Origin of the sequence: Alpinimonas psychrophila (assembly GCF_014137865.1) — a bacterium.
GTDB classification, from domain to species: Bacteria; Actinomycetota; Actinomycetes; order Actinomycetales; family Microbacteriaceae; genus Alpinimonas; species Alpinimonas psychrophila.
In genome coordinates, this window is the sequence record NZ_JACGWU010000001.1 from 616,284 (window position 1) to 632,668 (window position 16,385).

The following is a 16,385-nucleotide window of genomic DNA, read 5'->3' on the forward strand; positions in this document are numbered from 1 at the left end:
GTCGGCCCAGGGGTCAAAATTGTTGAAATAGCGGTAAATAAACGCTGGGCGGTTAGCTCACGGGCTTATTGGGTTTTCTGAATACTGTGCGCCCAGTTGTGGCGGTCGCTTTTGTTTTCGAATCTGAACTATTGGAGGCGTCGCCGCCGGTGCCCACAGTGCTGGATGTGCTACCTGAAGAGTTTAGCGCAGGTCGCGGCTCCTCCCTTCCTGCTTGGTAAACAGAAAGCTCGAGGCCAGTATGACGCTTACTTTGAATGATCAGGATGACGATGCCCACGACGATCGCAAGCCAAGAGGCCCAGATATTGGACCGTACGCCCAGGAACATTTCACTCGGATCAATGCGGATCGATTCAAACCAGCTGCGGCCGATTCCATACCAAATAATGTAGACGGCGAAAGCACGGCCCCACCGCAGATTAAAACGACGTTCAAGCGCCAGGATGAGGATCACGCCGATCAGGTTCCAGATGATCTCGTAAAGAAATGTCGGGGTGAAGAGTGTTCCTGAGGGAAGTCCCGCAGGGAATGCTGCGTTCGTCGATTCAATTTCGAGGCCCCACGGCAACGTAGTTGGAACACCGAAGAGTTCGTGGTTGAACCAGTTCCCGAGGCGCCCCGTAGCCTGGGCGACCAGCATGGCCGGCGCCACGGCATCGGCAAAGGACCAGAATCGTACGCCTGTTTGGCGACAACCGATGTACACACCGAGTGCCCCGCCAATGAGGGAACCGAAGATCGCGTTACCGCCCTCCCAAATGTAGAGAGTGCGCAGGAGGTCTGCTCCTGGGTAGAAATAGTCGTTGACGTGCGTCAGCACGTGGTAGATGCGGGCACCAACGATGCCGAGGGGGACGGCCCACAGAACGATGTCGAGGACGGCACCGGAACGGCCGCCGCGAGCCGTGAGTCGTGAAGATGTCATCCATACGGCAAGAACGATTCCCAGAAGGATGCACAGCGCATAGATGTGAATGCGAAAGGGGCCTAGGTCAAAAAAACTCACCGGTGGGCTCGGGATACTGGCGTGCAATGCTGTTGCAAGAACGTTCACAGGAGGGCGAACCTTTCGGGTGGATGAGTCTTTAGTCTAAAAGATAAGGAGGTTGGCGGATCTCACTTGGGGGAAAGTTCAGCGGCGCAACGTCCGACGGCGGGCACTCCCCCATCAGCGAGGGCCTTGACCAAGACCGAACCGACAATAGCGCCCTCGGCGTAGGACAGGACTTCGGTGACTTGGTCTGCGGTTGAGATTCCCACACCAACCCCGATGTGGGTAGCGCCGACAGAGCGGAGGCGTGTGACGAGTGAGTGCGCCGCTGCATCAACATCGGTGCGAGCGCCGGTGATGCCCATTGTGGACACGGCGTAGACGAATCCGCGACACTGCTTGACAGCTTGGGCGAGACGCTCATCCGTGGAGGACGGCGCGGCAAGAAACACGCGGTCGAGATCGTATTTCTCGGCCGCGGCAATCCACTCGTGCGCTTCGTCTGGGATGAGATCTGGCGTTATCAGACCAGCGCCTCCGGCGGCGGCAAGATCCCGAGCAAAGTTGTCGACACCGTACTGGAGGACGGGGTTGTAATACGTCATGAGAAGAACGGGCGCACTCACGCGAGCCGTGATCTCTTTGACGGCCGTAAAGGCATCGCTCAGACGAAAACCGCCGGCAAGCGCCGTCTGAGTGGCCTCTTGGATGACCAGGCCATCCATCACAGGGTCCGAGTATGGGACGCCGAGCTCGAGAATATCAACACCATTTTCGACCAGTGTTACCGCTGCTTCGATGCTCTCGGCCAGCGTGGGAAAGCCCACGGGCAGGTAACCAATAAGGGCACCGGTACCCGTGACTTTAAGTGCGTCGAGAACGGCCTCTACTTTCGAGGTCATTTCGTCTCTCCATCAAGAATTCCGAAGTACTTCGCGGCGGTTTCCATGTCTTTGTCTCCACGCCCGCTGTTATTGATCAGAATGATCGAGTCCGGGCCCAATTCGCGACCCAGCTTCAATGCCCCAGCAAGGGCATGGGCAGTCTCGATGGCAGGAATAATTCCCTCGGTTCGGCTCAACAGACGCAACGCATCCATTGCCTCTGCATCGGTAATCGACCGGTACGTAGCCCGGCCAATGTCTTTGAGCCATGCATGCTCCGGACCGACGCCCGGGTAATCTAGTCCAGCAGAAATGGAATGCGACTCGACGGTTTGGCCGTCGGCGTCTTGAAGCATGTAGCTCCGAGCACCGTGCAAGACTCCTGGGCGACCCATTGCCATTGTGGCGGCATGTTCGCCTGTCTCAATTCCGCGGCCGGCGGCCTCGAACCCAACGAGTTTGACGTCAACATCGTCAAGGAATGCATGGAAAATGCCGATGGCGTTTGAGCCGCCACCCACGCATGCCGTTACGACGTCGGGAAGGCGACCGGTGAGGGCGAGAACCTGTTCGCGTGCTTCCTCGCCAATGATTTTATGAAAGTCACGAACCATGACCGGGAACGGATGCGGGCCGGCGACAGTGCCCAAAAGGTAGTGAGTGTTATCAACATTGGCTACCCAATCGCGCATGGCCTCGTTGATGGCGTCCTTGAGGGTTTTGGAGCCTGTGGTCACCGGAACGACTTCGGCCCCCAATAACCGCATGCGAGCAACATTCAAGGCTTGACGAACGGTGTCGACCTCGCCCATGTAAACGACGCACTCCATACCAAACAAGGCGGCAGCCGTTGCGGCAGCAACTCCGTGTTGGCCGGCTCCCGTCTCCGCAATAATGCGGGATTTACCGAGGCGTTTTGCCAAGAGTGCTTGGCCGAGAACATTGTTGATCTTGTGGGAGCCCGTGTGGTTGAGGTCCTCGCGCTTCAAGATGATGCGCGCTCCGCCGGCGTGCTCGGCGAAACGCGGTACCTCCGTGATGATGGAGGGTCGTCCCGTGTAGGTGCGATGCAACTCTGTGAGTTCAGATTGAAAGGAGGGGTCGAGCTTGGCGGTCATGTACGCAGCCGACAACTCATCCAGAGCCGCAACGAGTGATTCTGGAACGAAGCGTCCCCCAAATTCACCAAAATAGGGGCCCAATTCATCGCGCAGTGCCATTTAGATCTCCAAAAATGAGGCGAGGGTGACCAGAGGGTCGCTGGTGACGAGGGCCTCACCAACAAGGACGACGTCGGCGCCTGCGGAGCGGTAGTGCCGAATGTCGTCAACGTTTCGCACGCCGGACTCGGCGACACGGATGCTGCCGGAAGGGAAACGGTCAGTGAGACGCTCGAAGAGGTCGCGATCTAACTCAAACGTGCTGAGATTGCGGGCGTTGACTCCGATGAGCTGAGCGCCGAGATCAATGGCACGTTCGAGCTCGTCGCCAGAGTGCGTCTCCACCAAAACGGTCATACCGAGTTGAGTGGCCAGGTCGTAAAGCTCCTGCATGTGAGCCTGCTCCAGTGCGGCAACGATAAGGAGCACGAGGTCCGCGCCCGCGGCACGCGCCTCAAACACTTGATACGTCTCGGCCATAAAGTCTTTGCGGAGGAGCGGCACGGAAACGGCCTGACGCACCTGGCGAAGATCGTCTAGCGACCCCAGAAACTTGCGTTCCTCGGTCAGCACGCTGATGGCGGATGCTCCGCCGGCGGCGTAGGAAGACGCGAGTGCCGCGGGGTCAACAATGCTTGCCAGGGAACCCTTTGAGGGGCTCGCTCGTTTGACTTCCGCAATAATTTTGACGTGCTCCGAGGGCGCCAAGGCTGCCAGGGCATCGAGCGCAGGAATCTGGGCGAGCGCGAGACGTTCGACTTCGTTCAGGGAGACGGTCTCTCGGCGACGCTGGGCGTCCACAAGCGCTCCGGCCGTTAAATCGGCAAGCACTATTACGAGTGGTGAGACTTAGGAATGTACTTGGGCCCGTTTACGCCGAAACCCGCGCGCGACAGGAACCAACCGGTTCCAATGCCGACGACTAAGAGTCCGACAGAAGCCCAGACAAGCCACGGAACCTCCAGCACAAAGGCAACAGTGCCGAGGGTGATGGCAAACAGCATCGAAAGAACGCCGGTCCATGCTGCGGGAGAGTGGCCCTCGCCCAGGTCGTCAACTTCGTTGCTCATGGTGCTCCTAGATTGGCGGAAATGTACTCGCTCATTCTAACGTGAGACGGATACTCGGCTGGGGATTTAGGAGGTGGGATCTCCGCCACGGGACAGATCGTCCCACGCGTCAATGCGGGCATGACTCGCGTCGATTTCCTCCGTTTGCCGCGCTGGGTTCAAGGGGGCTACCGTCGGATCAACAGGTGCGGTGGGAGCAGCATACTTTCGCCCAGACTGAGGCCACGAACGTGATGAAACAATGACGAGGATTCCGGATACAGCCGTCAGGACGCCAAAGATCAGGCTGACGAAAGGCCAGGCCGTAAAGACTTCTTGGGTGACGAGGTCCTTCAGCGCTGGAACATCCTGAATTCCGGTGAGGACAATCAGGGCAGGGGCGGCTGCGGCTACGGGATCACTCACTACACCGATTGTGGTGACGACTATTCCCGCGCCGAGTGCAAGTTGGACTCCGCCAAGGATAAGGCGAAAAATGACCCCGGCGAGGGCTAAAGCGGCCAACAGAGCGAGGCTGGTAAGCCCAAACGCGCTCAGACCGGGAGCCATTGTCTGGCCGGTTACCGGCAGGAGGGTGTCGCCAGCAGCCCCTGAGGTCAATGCGAGAGTGGCCCACGGTTGACTCCAGGCAACCATCGTGGCAGCGGCACACAGTGCGACGAGGAGAAGAATTCGCGATTTCACTTTTGAACCGGTCATCGGCATTACAGCTTGACTAACGAATTAGCGATGGCAACCGCTCTCAACGGAGCCGCCGCTTTGTTTTGAGTCTCGACATACTCGGTCTCGGGGTCGGAGTCCATGACGAGTCCAGCTCCGGCCTGCACGTAGGCCATGTTGTTGATGAGAGTCGCCGTTCGGATGGCGATGGCCAGGTCAGCATCCCCGGCGAAACCAAAGTATCCCACTACCCCGCCATAAGGGCCTCGTTGTGATGGTTCGAGGTCATCAATGATGCGCAAGGCACGGGGCTTAGGAGCACCCGACAGGGTTCCCGCGGGAAAAGTCGCCCGAAAGGCATCCACGGAGTTGAGGCCCGGAGTCAGGTCCCCCTCTACAGAAGAAACGATGTGCATGATGTGGCTAAAACGTTCTACGCGCATGAACTCGGTTACTTCGACGCTGCCGGGCTGACAGACTTTGAGTAGATCGTTACGCGAGAGATCAACCAGCATGAGGTGCTCAGAGCGTTCCTTCTCGTCTGCCAGCAGTTCGTGTTCAAGCTCGTTGTCACGTTCCGGGGTGTCACCACGAGGACGCGACCCAGCAATGGGGCGCGTAAAGACACGACGATCAGAAATTTTGACGAGTGCCTCGGGTGAGGAGCCAACGATGGCGTAGGGCACGTTATCGACCGTCTCGAGTGCTAAAAGGTACATGTATGGACTCGGGTTCAAACTTCGCAAGACCCGATATACGTCAATGGGGTCAGCGTTGTTGTGGATATCAAAACGCTGCGACAGGACTACCTGGAAGACATCACCGTCGACAACGTGACGCTGCGCCGTGACAACGGAGGCGAGAAAGTCCGCGTGGGCTGTGCGCATGGCCGCGCTGGGGGGCGCTTCTAAATCAATGCGGGCGAGCCCAACTTCTGCTGGTTGTGCTAATTGTGCTTGAAGGGCATCGAGACGGGCAATGGCTTCATCGAAAAGAACTCGCGGCGATGTGGTGGGCTCGAGACCGAGGACATTGGAAATGAGCGTGACAGTTCCAAATTTATGATCCAGAACAATGAGATCGCGGGCGAAACTGAGGGCCTGCGTGGGAATGACGTAGTCTGCCGGCGGGGCCGTGGGGAGATTCTCAATCTGGCGGATAGCTTCCCAACCGATAAAACCAACGAGACCCCCAGTGAGGGGTGGCATGTGGGCGAGGTGAGGTGTTTCCCACCGCTCATACAACTGTCGAAGAGCGGCCAGCCCGGTCGGTGCCATGCTGCCACCAAACGCTGTCTCCTCCGAAAGTCCGTAGGAGATCCAGTGCGATTCATCGTCAATATCGGTGAGAACACCAAAAGAGGAGACTCCGACGAAAGAAAAACGTGACCAAATGCCACCTTGCTCGGCCGATTCCAAAAGAAAAGAACCGGGGCGGCCCGCTGCCAGCTTGCGATAAATGCTGACAGGGGTTTCAGCGTCGGCGAACAGTGACCGCGTCACGGGAATTACGCGATAACCAGAGGCAACCAAGCCTTCAAAACTCTCACGTGACGTATCTTGCGGGGGGGCAATCATGAGGAACCTTCAGTGCCAGTACTAGGTTCAGAGTCGGGAGCGGAAGCATCAACATCGGCGCGTGCCGGAATGAACCTGTCATCGAAGCAGGAGCGCGATCCAGTGTGGCACGCCGCACCAACCTGAATAACTTCGAGAAGTAGTGTGTCGCCGTCGCAATCGAAGCTCATCGAACGAACGAACTGAGCATGACCCGACGTGTCACCCTTGCGCCAAAACTCTTGGCGCGACCGGGACCAGAACGTTACGCGGCCCTCTTTGATTGTCCGAAGGACGGCTTCCTGGTTCATGTATCCCAACATGAGCACACGGTGTGACTCAACGTCTTGAATAATCGCGGGAATGAGACCATCGTCGTTAAAGACGAGGGTTGAAGTATCGAAAGTCATACTCTCTGTCATAGTGTCCTCACAGGGTAGCCGTGGCGAGCGAGATCCGTCTTCACCTCAGAAACTAATACTTCGCCGGAGTGGAAAATAGAGGCCGCCAAGACGGCATCCGCGCCGGCAGCAATGGCGGGGGCAAAGTCTTCCACCCGACCGGCGCCGCCAGAGGCGATGACGGGAACGCTACTCAAGGCGCGAATGGCCGCAACGAGCTCAAGGTCAAAACCATCCTTAGTACCATCGGCATCGATCGAATTTACGAGGAGTTCGCCGGCGCCGAGTTCGATCGCCCGCTTCGCCCACTCGAGAGCATCAAGAGTCGTTTCTTGACGACCACCATGGGTTGTCACCACAAATCCAGAGCGAGTGGATGGCGACCGCGTTATATCCAGGGACAGTACGAGAACTTGCGCTCCATAGCGCCCTGAAATGTCCGAAAGAAGTTCCGGGCGAGCAATCGCGGCGCTGTTGACGCCGACCTTGTCGGCACCGCTTGCTAAGAGACGACCGACGTCATCTACAGTTCGCACTCCCCCGCCCACGGTGAGGGGGATGAAGACATTCTCGGCCGTTCGGGCTACCACGTCGTACATGGTTGATCGATTGTCGACGGTGGCCTTGACATCCAGAAATGTCAACTCGTCGGCACCCTGAAGGTAATACTGACGTGCGAGCTCTACGGGATCACCGGCATCGCGCAGATCCCGAAAATTCACGCCTTTCACGACGCGACCATCGGCCACGTCGAGACAGGGAATTACCCGAACCGCGAGAGTCATAGAGATTCCTAAAGGCGCGCCGCGTGAATGGCGCTCACCAAGATGGCACGAGCGCCGAGGTCATACAACTTGTCCATGACGTCATTGCGATCGGCGCGTGGCACCATGACACGAACAGCGACCCACTCGGGGTCGTGAAGCGGTGACACCGTAGGCGATTCGATTCCGGGCGCTACCAGGCACGCCGCCTCGAGCAAAGTTGCCGGAACGTCGTAATCCATCAAGACATACTGCTTGGCAACCAGTACGCCCTGCAGGCGGCGAAGCAACGTGGATATTCCGTCAATGCTGGGATCCCGACTAATGAGAACGGCCGTGGACTGCAAGATTATGGGACCAAAGATCTCCAACCCCGCTTGACGAAGAGTGGATCCCGTAGAAACCACATCGGCAACAGCGTCAGCCACCCCGAGGCGGACGGCAGATTCAACGGCACCATCGAGCATGACGAGATTGGCCGTTACGCCAGCGGAGGCAAGAAACTTTTCTACGAGGCCCGGGTAGCTCGTGGCGACTCTCTTGCCTTGCAACTGACTCAGGTCAGAAAAAGTGTTCGCGGGGCCCGCAAAGCGAAACGTGGAGTCGGCGAAGCTCAGCTCCGCAATTTCTGTTGCCTCGGAGTGCGAATCAAGGAGGAGGTCACGCCCTGTGATACCGACATCGAGGGCACCGGAACCAACATAGGTGGCGATGTCTCGTGGCCGCAGGTAGAAAAACTCGACACCGTTGCGATCATCGGCATAGTGCAGGTCGCGGGGGTCGCGACGGCCTGAATAGCCGGCTTCGTAGAGCATTTCGGCCGAAGTCTCGGCAAGGGAACCCTTGTTGGGGATGGCGACACGCAGCATGGTTGACCTTTTTAGTGGAGGTGGGTGGTGCGGGAGGAATCAGCGTTTAGAGGTGCTGATTCACATCGTTGAGCGAAATTCCTTGCGCAATCATGAGGACTTGCAGATGGTACAGGAGCTGGGAAATCTCTTCGGCGGTACGGAGGGTGCCCTCATGCTCAGCAGCCATCCAAACCTCGGCGGCTTCTTCAACAATTTTCTTGCCGATCGCATGCACGCCAGCATCCAATTCAGCAACGGTTTTAGAGCCGACCGGGCGGCTCAGGGACTTTTCGCTGAGTTCTGAGAATAGGGAGTCGAAGGATTTCACTCTTCAAGATTACCGTGTCAGGGTCAAGGCTCTTCCCGCGTTTGACGCGGAGTGAGCGAGATGTGCGGACTGAATCCTGAGAAGAATCGGCCTAATGTCGATGAACGGATGCTGACGTGGCGGCGTGACGAAGCTCCAAAATGGCCTGATCGCGGTCCGGCGCGTTGTACACGCTTGAGCCGGCGACGAAAGTATTTGCACCGTGTTCAGCTGCAATCACGATGGTGTCCAACGTAATTCCCCCATCCACTTGAAGCCATACATCGAGGCCAAGCCGCGTGTTTGCTGCCGCGAGGGCATCGAGCTTGGGCATGACATCGGCGATGAACGACTGACCGCCGAATCCAGGCTCAACGGTCATCACAAGGATTTGATCGAACTCAGGAAGGAGGTCGAGGTACGGCTCAATATCGGTTCCTGGCTTAATAGCCAGCCCTGCCCGCGCTCCGATTGCGCGAAGTCTTCGGGCGAGTGCAACCGGGTCAGTCGTTGATTCAGCATGAAAAGTGACCGAAAAGGCCCCGAGCTCTGCATAGGTGGGAGCCCAACGCTCGGGATTCTCAATCATGAGGTGCACATCGAGCGGAATGGGCGAAACGTCTTGAAGACGACCAACCATCTGTGGACCAAACGTGAGGTTGGGAACAAAATGGTTGTCCATGACATCGATGTGCGCGAAGTCCGCGGACGAAATAACGCCCAAATCACGCTCCAGGTTCACGAAGTCTGCCGAAAGAATACTCGGATTGATGCGCACGCTCATGAGGTCAGTCTAGTTTTTAGATTTCGTTAAGAGGGCGATGAACATGGCATCGGTTCCCTGCCGATGAGGCCACAGCTGCACCGAGAGGTCTTTCCCGGCAAGATCAACATCCTGCAACGCAACCCGTGCGAGGGCCTCACGAGCATCAAGCTCGGCGACATGGGCATTTTTGCGCAAGGCCCCTTCGACGATGCCCCGCGTTTCGGCCAAGTGGGGGGAACAAGTAACGTACGCCAAGAGGCCACCAGGCTTGAGCGCCTTCAGGGCACTCTCCAGAAGCTTGGCCTGAAGGCCCGTGAGTTCGGCCACGTCCCGGGGAGTCTTGCGCCAACGAGCTTCTGGGCGCCGACGCAGTGCTCCAAGACCAGTGCACGGAGCATCCAACAGAATTCTGTCGTAGGTGTTGGGGTGGGCGGTTCCGTACTCCGTTCCATCGCCAACGACAACCTCAACCCCAGGCACGGCTTTCAGAGCATTTCGAACCAGGTCCGCGCGACCGGGAATGATTTCATTAGCGGTCAGCATCGCGCCTCCGGCGAGAGCCTCCGCTGCGAGAAGGGCCGCTTTCCCCCCGGGACCGGCGCATATGTCGAGCCACTTTTCTCCCTCCACAACGTCGTGGTGGCGCGAGAGGGTCAGAGCGGCGAGCTGGGACCCCTCATCCTGCACGCGAACGATACCGTCACGAACGCGGGCAAAGCGAAGGGGATCCCCACCGGTATTCAGGGACATTCCTACGGGAGAATACGTAGTCGGTTCGCCCTCAACTTCATCATTGGTTTCAGCAAAACCAGGTAGTTCGACCAAGGTGACGCGTGGGGAAATGTTGTCGGCGGCGAGACACTTCTCAAGCTCACTCCCCCGACCTTCAGCATCGAGCGCTTGACGAAAAGCCCGTTCAATCCAAAGGGGATGTGAGTAAATTATGGACAGTCTGCTGTCGTCGTTCTTCTCGTCTTTGGTGACAAATTCTTGCCAGTCCTCAAGGTCGTGGCGCGAGGTGCGGCGCAAAACAGCGTTGACGAACCCCACGGCCCCCAAGCTCGCGAAATGCTCGGCCATATTGACGCTCTCATCCACGGCAGCGTGCGTGGCAACACGCATATTAAGGAGCTGATGGACGCCCAGGCGAAGAATGATGAGGACAACCGGATCGATGGTGTCAATATCGCGGGCCGCTGCATTGGCGATGACCCTGTCGTAGAACCCTTGCATTCGCAGAGTTCCATAGGTCAGCTCCGTGGCCAGCCCGGCATCATTGGTCGAAAGCCCCGCAGCTTTAATGCGATTGGGAAGGACGAGGTTGGCATAGGCGTCGTCGAGCATGACAGCCATCAAGACGTCAAAAGCCACCCCGCGGGAGGGAGTGACGGGGCGCGAGCGCCGGGCGGCGGGCTTGCGGCGCTCCCGAGGGGCCCCATTAGAAGCGTCATTCATGCTTTTACTGGTCTCGAGACGAGATTTTTCGGGCGAATCGTTCACGAGATAACAACGCTTTCCTGTGTGTGGAGTCCTCTGAACCAGTCTGTGGCCGTCATCCGAGATTTACCCGCTGGTTGAACCTGCAGAAGTTCGAGAGATTGAGTTTGGGTTCCCAGCCAGACGCGCTTGGCCTGAAATTCAATGTGCCCTGGGGTAAGTGTGGGAGCTTCACTTGAGAGGGCGGCACGATGAATCTTGAGGCGCTCGCCCGCTAACTCTACGAAAGCTCCGGGCTCCGGAGTTACTCCCCTCATCTGCGCGTAGACGACGTCCGCGGGTGCCTCACACAACACGTGAGCGTCATCCAAAGACATTTTGCGAGCGAGCGTAACGTGACCCGACTGCGGTACCGCATGTGCGGTTCCGAGAGACAGTGATTCGACGACGTCACACACCTGGGCAGCGCCACTGATCGACAGCCGTGCCAGTAATTCCCCGGCCGTTTCGTCGGGGCCGATCGGGCTCCGTGAGGTCGAGAAGATATCACCGGCATCAAGCTCCGAAACGAGAGAAAACACTGTGGTCCCAATTTCTTGATCCCCCGAAATGATGCTCCATTGAACGGGGGCGGCTCCTCGCCATTTTGGTAGATCCGAAAAATGAAGGTTGATCCACCCATGATCTGTTGCGTTGAGTGCCGACTGCGGCAACAGGCCTCCGTAGGCCACGACGACCCCAAGATCGGCTGTGAACAGAGCCAGTTCTGCGCTTATCGCGGCGTCGACGCGCGCCGCCCGCACGAGGGGAATTCCGAGTTCGAGGGCGGCTGTTGCGACCGGGGACGGCGTCAGGATGCGCTTGCGTCCGAGCGGGGCATCGGGGCGGGTGAGTACGGCGCAAACATCGTGACCAGCGGTGACGAGGGCACGCAAAGTTGGAACGGAAACTTCCGGCGTGCCGGCAAAAATGATTCTCATGAGACCCTGACCTTAATGCTCAAAGCGAGTCGATATCCGTGTCATCGAAGCGAACTCTCAGTCTAAGGACTCTCTTGGGCTGATCGGGGCGTTTGACGCGCCTGGTGCCACGGGTGGCACTTTGAATGACGGATGCCCGCAGCGCCGTCGCAATGACGTCACCATCGCGATAGTCGAATGTTACGAGAGCCCGCGAGTTACCTTCGCCCGTTCCGACGGGACCGAGGACCCGCACTCCGGAGTGTGTCGAAACGGTCTCGCACGTCGTCGTCACGTCGGCCAGGGGTCCGCTAACCGAGACGACACGAACGGCGGGGGGAAGGCGCAGGGCGTGACGATCGGCAAGTTCGCGTTTAGCAAATTCCGGTTGTGTCCAGCTGGTCATGATGGCCCCCAGCTCGTCACCGGCGCCGACGAGGTAGACCGTGGCATCCTTCGCGGCCAGTGCCGAAGCATTACTCCAATGACGGATGACGTCCTCATTGACGCGCAAGTTTTCTCGCATCCGCATCCGTTCACCATCCAACAGAAGAATCGCTCCGTACCCTCCTTCGGCCAGGGGCTCCGCGCCGGGGGTCGCGATGACGAGGGAGGGGGTGGCATCCACGTTCTGAATCGAGTGACTGCCGTCGGCCACGATGACCTTCACGCCCGGGAAGACACGCCCCAGCTCATCGGCGGTGCCTTCGGTTCCGGGTGACAGGGGCTTGAGTGCCCTGTTGTTGCAGGTGGCACACGCCCAGGCGGAAGCCAGCATTCCGCACCAACGACAGGTGGGTGGTGCCCCCTTCCGTGCGGCTCCTAAGGGGCCAGCACACTGGTTGCAGCGAGCACGCTCGCGACATCTGGTACACGCGAGGGCAGAGGCATATCCGGGGCTGGAAACCTGGATGAGGATAGGTCCCACTTTTGCGGCGGCTCGGGCAGCGAGGAGTGCCTGGGAAGGAATGCGGGCGTGACGAGCATCCTCACTGGCGGTCTGCTGATCGCTGAGAACAACGTTGGGGTGATACCCGTCACTGCCGGTTATCTCACGCGCCCAGCCCACACTTACGAGACGTTGCGCCTCCGTTGAGCGGGTATGACCCGCAAGCACGAGGGTGGCGGCATCTGCCTGTTGCCGCATGAGGGCCACATCACGAGCGTGGGCGTAAGGGGCGAGCGGCTCGCGAAAGCTCTCGTCACCGTCGTCCCAGAGGGCGACGAGGCCGAGGTTGTGAACCGGTGCGAGGGGCGCGGAACGATTGCCGAGGACGATGCAGGGTACGGGTTCCAAGCACCGCAGGTAGGTCAGATAGCGCTGTTGCCCCGTCTGCTTGGCGTCAACGCGACACAGCGCGGATTGCAGCCCCAGGGCGATCAGTGCCTTTTCGAGGACATCGATATCGCGAAAATCAGGAACCGCCAGAATGGAGGAATTCCCACGGCTCAGTTGTTGCCCAGCAAGTTCCGCCAAGAGGAGCGCCCACAAGGGAACCCACTCCCCCGTCGAAAGTTCGACAACATGCGCCGGGACATCGACGATATATTTGTCTCCGATTTCTGGACTCCAGCCAGCGAAGCCCGTCAGAGCGTGCTCGGGTTGTGCCTCACCGACGATACCAAAGGACTCCCGGGAACTGACACCGCCTACCTGTCCTGTCGTTACGGGTGCTTTGGGCTCGGAATCGGCGGCTTCCTTCGCTAGTCTCGTCGCAAGATAGGCCTTTTCTGCCCGAACGTAGCGTGGAGGAATCGCGAGACGGAGAACATCAATAACAGAGCCGGCTTGGCGATCTGCGACGGCCCGTGCTAAGGCATAGGTCGAAGCCGTCAGCACAGGAACAAGGGAAACGACGGATTCGATGTCCCCCAGTTCACCAGGAAATTCTGCCGTGTCGACACACTCGATCACAAAACCATCGGCAAAGCGCGTTCCGCCGCGAAGCGGAACCGTGACGCGCATTCCGGCCGTGACTGTGCTGGCTAAAGCAGTCGGAATGCGGTAATCAAAAGGATGATCAAGCTGAGGGAGGGGCGTGTCTAATAACACGCGCGCAACCCTGCCCTGGGCGGTCATGCTTAGAGACCCGCTTTGCGCCGTAATTCTTCGACCTTATCCAGGCGCTCCCACGTGAAGTTGGGAAGGTTGCGACCGAAGTGCCCGTAGGTGGCCGTCTCCTTGTAGATGGGGCGAAGCAGATCAAGATCCCTAATGATGGCGGCGGGACGCAGGTCGAATGTCTCGCGGATGGCATCACTGATGCGCTTCTCATCCGTGTGCGCGGTGCCAAAGGTCTCCACATACAACCCCACAGGTTCGGCGACACCAATGGCGTAGGCGACTTGAACTTCTAGGCGATCGGCAAGCCCGGCAGCGACAGCGTTCTTCGCAACCCATCGCATGGCGTAGGCCGCCGAGCGGTCAACCTTTGAGGGATCCTTGCCGCTAAAGGCGCCGCCGCCGTGGCGAGAAGCGCCGCCATAGGTGTCCACAATGATCTTGCGGCCGGTCAAACCAGCATCTGATCCGGGGCCACCTTCGATGAAGGTGCCCACGGGGTTAATCATGAACCGTGTCCCCGAAGAGTCAATGCCCGCCTTGGCCAGAACGGGGCGAACAACGGCTTCTTCGACCTCGCGCTTGAGCTGGGCAAGAGAAACCTCGGACTCGGGGCCGTGTTGGGTAGAGACGACGACCGTATCGACCGTGCGTGCTGCGAATCCGTCGTAACCGATGGTCACCTGGGTCTTGCCGTCGGGTCGAAGGTAGGCCAGCTCACCCGATTTACGAACGTAGGCCAACTGCTCGGCAATGCGGTGGGCGAGCCAAATGGCGGATGGCATGAGTTGCGGGGTCTCATTGGTGGCGAACCCAAACATGATGCCTTGGTCGCCAGCGCCTTGGTTTTCTTCGTCTGCCTTTTCGAAAACCATGTGGGCAATCTCGGGTGACTGCTGACCGATCGAGACCGAGATGCCGCAGCTCGCTCCGTCGAAACCGACCTTGGACGACGTGTAGCCAATATTGGACACGATGCCCCGAATGAGATCGGGAATCTCGACATATCCCTTTTCCAGGGTGACTTCCCCAGCAACATGAACGAGGCCCTTGGTCACCATGGTTTCGATGGCCACTCGGGCATGGGGATCTTCGGTGAGCATTGCATCCAAGATGCCGTCAGATATCTGGTCACAAACCTTATCGGGGTGACCCTCAGTGACGGATTCCGAGGTGAAGAGCCGCAAATCGCTCATGGCGTAGTTCCTTTCGTAGGCGAATGTATCAACATGCCCCGCGAAAACGCGATCTGGTGTGGCACTTATCTGGTGATGTCAAGAATGCGCTCTGCTATCGCGCGCTTCTCCCCCGACACCTCTACAAGAATATCTCCCCCACGGGCGAGAATAATAACGTCATTGACTTCTGTGCCGAAGCCGGTATCCCAACCAACTCCGTTCACCACGAGAGCATCACAGCCCTTTCGAGCAAGCTTTTCGCGGCCCAAGGCGAGTAACGATTCTTTGTCGTCGCTGGTCTCAGCGGCGAACCCAATGATGAATTGATCGGGTCGGGCGTTCGCGGCCAGAGCGGCTAGGAGGTCGGGATTCTGAACCAACTCCAAGGTTGAACGTTCGCCGAGGGCATTCTTCTTGAGCTTGGAGTCGCTGACGATAGCCGGCCGATAATCCGCAATCGCGGCGGCCATAATGACGATGTCATGGGATTCCGCTTCGCGTTCAAGGGCACCCTGAAGCTCCGCCGACGAACTAACGGCGATGAAGCGGGCTCCAACGGGAACTTGCACCTCGAGATTTGCCCCGATGAAGGTAACGTCGGCACCGCGCTCCAACGCTGCGGTGGCAAGGGCTACAGACTGTCGACCGGTGGAACGATTGCCGATGAAACGAACAGGGTCGATTGGCTCACGGGTTCCGCCCCCGGTAATGAGAACACGTTTGCCCAGGAGGTCCTTCACGCCGAGGATAAGGGTGTCCTTCTCGGTCACACGAGCATCTAGCCAGCCGCTTGCGCGATAGGCTGCAGCGACGATCTCTTCGGGCTCGCTCATGCGCCCGGCACCGCTATCGGTTCCGGTAAGAGCCCCGCTGGCGGGCCCAATGATCACAATTCCGCGGCTGGTCAGAAGATCAATGTTCGCCTGAGTCGCGGGATTCAGCCACATCTCGGTGTGCATGGCAGGGGCCAGTACGAGGGGGCAACGCCTAGCCAAGATGGTGTTACCGAGGAGGTCCGGCGCGAGTCCGGCGGCTATGCCGGCAAGAGTATTCGCCGTAGTGGGGGCAACCACGATGACATCAGCGCTTTGGCCCAGGGCAACGTGCCGTACCTCTGCGACGCCGTCATACAGCTCCGTGTGTACCGGATTGCGACTGATGGCCTCGAGAGTGGGGCGGCCGATGAACTCGAGGGCGCCGGCAGTTGCTACGACATCAACGTGGTGTCCATCAAGCACAAACGCCCGAATAACGCTGACGGCTTTATACGCAGCAATGCCGCCCGTTACGCCAACAACAATGCGCAGGCGACGAGCGGCAGGGGCGGTCATTTCAG

General features: G+C 58.7%; 17 protein-coding genes. All 17 read right to left on the minus strand.

Annotated elements, in window-relative coordinates; all coding sequences use genetic code 11:
- Positions 1 to 52: 52 nt before the first annotated feature.
- A complete protein-coding gene (gene lgt, locus FB555_RS02810; RefSeq protein ID WP_182483900.1) occupies positions 53 to 1,057 on the minus strand; it encodes a prolipoprotein diacylglyceryl transferase in 1,005 nt (334 codons plus the stop codon).
- A 62-nt stretch (positions 1,058 to 1,119) separates the two neighbouring features.
- Entirely contained in the window at positions 1,120 to 1,896 is a 777-nt protein-coding gene (gene trpA, locus FB555_RS02815) for a tryptophan synthase subunit alpha (protein WP_182483901.1), read from the minus strand.
- Positions 1,893 to 3,098 (minus strand): tryptophan synthase subunit beta, encoded by a 1,206-nt coding sequence (gene trpB, locus FB555_RS02820; RefSeq protein ID WP_182483902.1) that lies wholly within the window; start codon positions 3,096 to 3,098, stop codon positions 1,893 to 1,895. Before trpB ends, trpA begins: the two co-directional genes overlap by 4 nt.
- A complete protein-coding gene (trpC, locus tag FB555_RS02825) occupies positions 3,099 to 3,869 on the minus strand; it encodes an indole-3-glycerol phosphate synthase TrpC (RefSeq protein WP_182483903.1) in 771 nt (256 codons plus the stop codon). It lies immediately after the preceding gene.
- 2 nt (positions 3,870 to 3,871) lie between these two features.
- Complete coding sequence (locus FB555_RS02830) at positions 3,872 to 4,108, minus strand: DUF6704 family protein (protein ID WP_182483904.1); 237 nt, start codon at positions 4,106 to 4,108, stop codon at positions 3,872 to 3,874.
- A 66-nt stretch (positions 4,109 to 4,174) separates the two neighbouring features.
- Entirely contained in the window at positions 4,175 to 4,807 is a 633-nt protein-coding gene (locus tag FB555_RS02835; RefSeq protein WP_182483905.1) for a Trp biosynthesis-associated membrane protein, read from the minus strand.
- Positions 4,808 to 4,812: 5 nt separating this feature from the next.
- Positions 4,813 to 6,345, minus strand: a complete 1,533-nt coding sequence (locus FB555_RS02840; RefSeq protein ID WP_182483906.1) for an anthranilate synthase component I — start codon at positions 6,343 to 6,345, stop codon at positions 4,813 to 4,815.
- Entirely contained in the window at positions 6,342 to 6,734 is a 393-nt protein-coding gene (gene hisI / locus FB555_RS02845; protein WP_425485579.1) for a phosphoribosyl-AMP cyclohydrolase, read from the minus strand. The genes FB555_RS02840 and hisI overlap by 4 nt, the downstream gene beginning before the upstream one ends.
- An 8-nt stretch (positions 6,735 to 6,742) precedes the next feature.
- Positions 6,743 to 7,510, minus strand: a complete 768-nt coding sequence (gene hisF, locus FB555_RS02850; protein ID WP_182483908.1) for an imidazole glycerol phosphate synthase subunit HisF — start codon at positions 7,508 to 7,510, stop codon at positions 6,743 to 6,745.
- A gap of 8 nt (positions 7,511 to 7,518) precedes the next feature.
- On the minus strand, positions 7,519 to 8,358 hold the full coding sequence (gene hisG, locus FB555_RS02855) for an ATP phosphoribosyltransferase (protein ID WP_182483909.1): 840 nt from the start codon (positions 8,356 to 8,358) through the stop codon (positions 7,519 to 7,521).
- A 46-nt stretch (positions 8,359 to 8,404) separates the two neighbouring features.
- Complete coding sequence (locus FB555_RS02860; RefSeq protein WP_182483910.1) at positions 8,405 to 8,668, minus strand: phosphoribosyl-ATP diphosphatase; 264 nt, start codon at positions 8,666 to 8,668, stop codon at positions 8,405 to 8,407.
- A 91-nt stretch (positions 8,669 to 8,759) separates the two neighbouring features.
- A complete protein-coding gene (rpe, locus tag FB555_RS02865) occupies positions 8,760 to 9,431 on the minus strand; it encodes a ribulose-phosphate 3-epimerase (RefSeq protein ID WP_182483911.1) in 672 nt (223 codons plus the stop codon).
- A 9-nt stretch (positions 9,432 to 9,440) separates the two neighbouring features.
- Positions 9,441 to 10,868, minus strand: a complete 1,428-nt coding sequence (locus FB555_RS02870) for an RsmB/NOP family class I SAM-dependent RNA methyltransferase (protein ID WP_182483912.1) — start codon at positions 10,866 to 10,868, stop codon at positions 9,441 to 9,443.
- 41 nt (positions 10,869 to 10,909) lie between these two features.
- The gene (fmt, locus tag FB555_RS02875) at positions 10,910 to 11,830 is read right to left on the minus strand and encodes a methionyl-tRNA formyltransferase (RefSeq protein WP_182483913.1); all 921 of its coding nucleotides are present in this window, start codon (positions 11,828 to 11,830) and stop codon (positions 10,910 to 10,912) included.
- 19 nt (positions 11,831 to 11,849) lie between these two features.
- A complete protein-coding gene (locus tag FB555_RS02880; protein WP_343046384.1) occupies positions 11,850 to 13,862 on the minus strand; it encodes a primosomal protein N' family DNA-binding protein in 2,013 nt (670 codons plus the stop codon).
- A gap of 29 nt (positions 13,863 to 13,891) precedes the next feature.
- Positions 13,892 to 15,067, minus strand: coding sequence for a methionine adenosyltransferase (gene metK / locus FB555_RS02885; RefSeq protein ID WP_182483915.1), 1,176 nt, complete (start codon positions 15,065 to 15,067; stop codon positions 13,892 to 13,894).
- A 65-nt stretch (positions 15,068 to 15,132) separates the two neighbouring features.
- A complete protein-coding gene (coaBC, locus tag FB555_RS02890) occupies positions 15,133 to 16,380 on the minus strand; it encodes a bifunctional phosphopantothenoylcysteine decarboxylase/phosphopantothenate--cysteine ligase CoaBC (protein ID WP_182483916.1) in 1,248 nt (415 codons plus the stop codon).
- Positions 16,381 to 16,385: the final 5 nt, after the last annotated feature.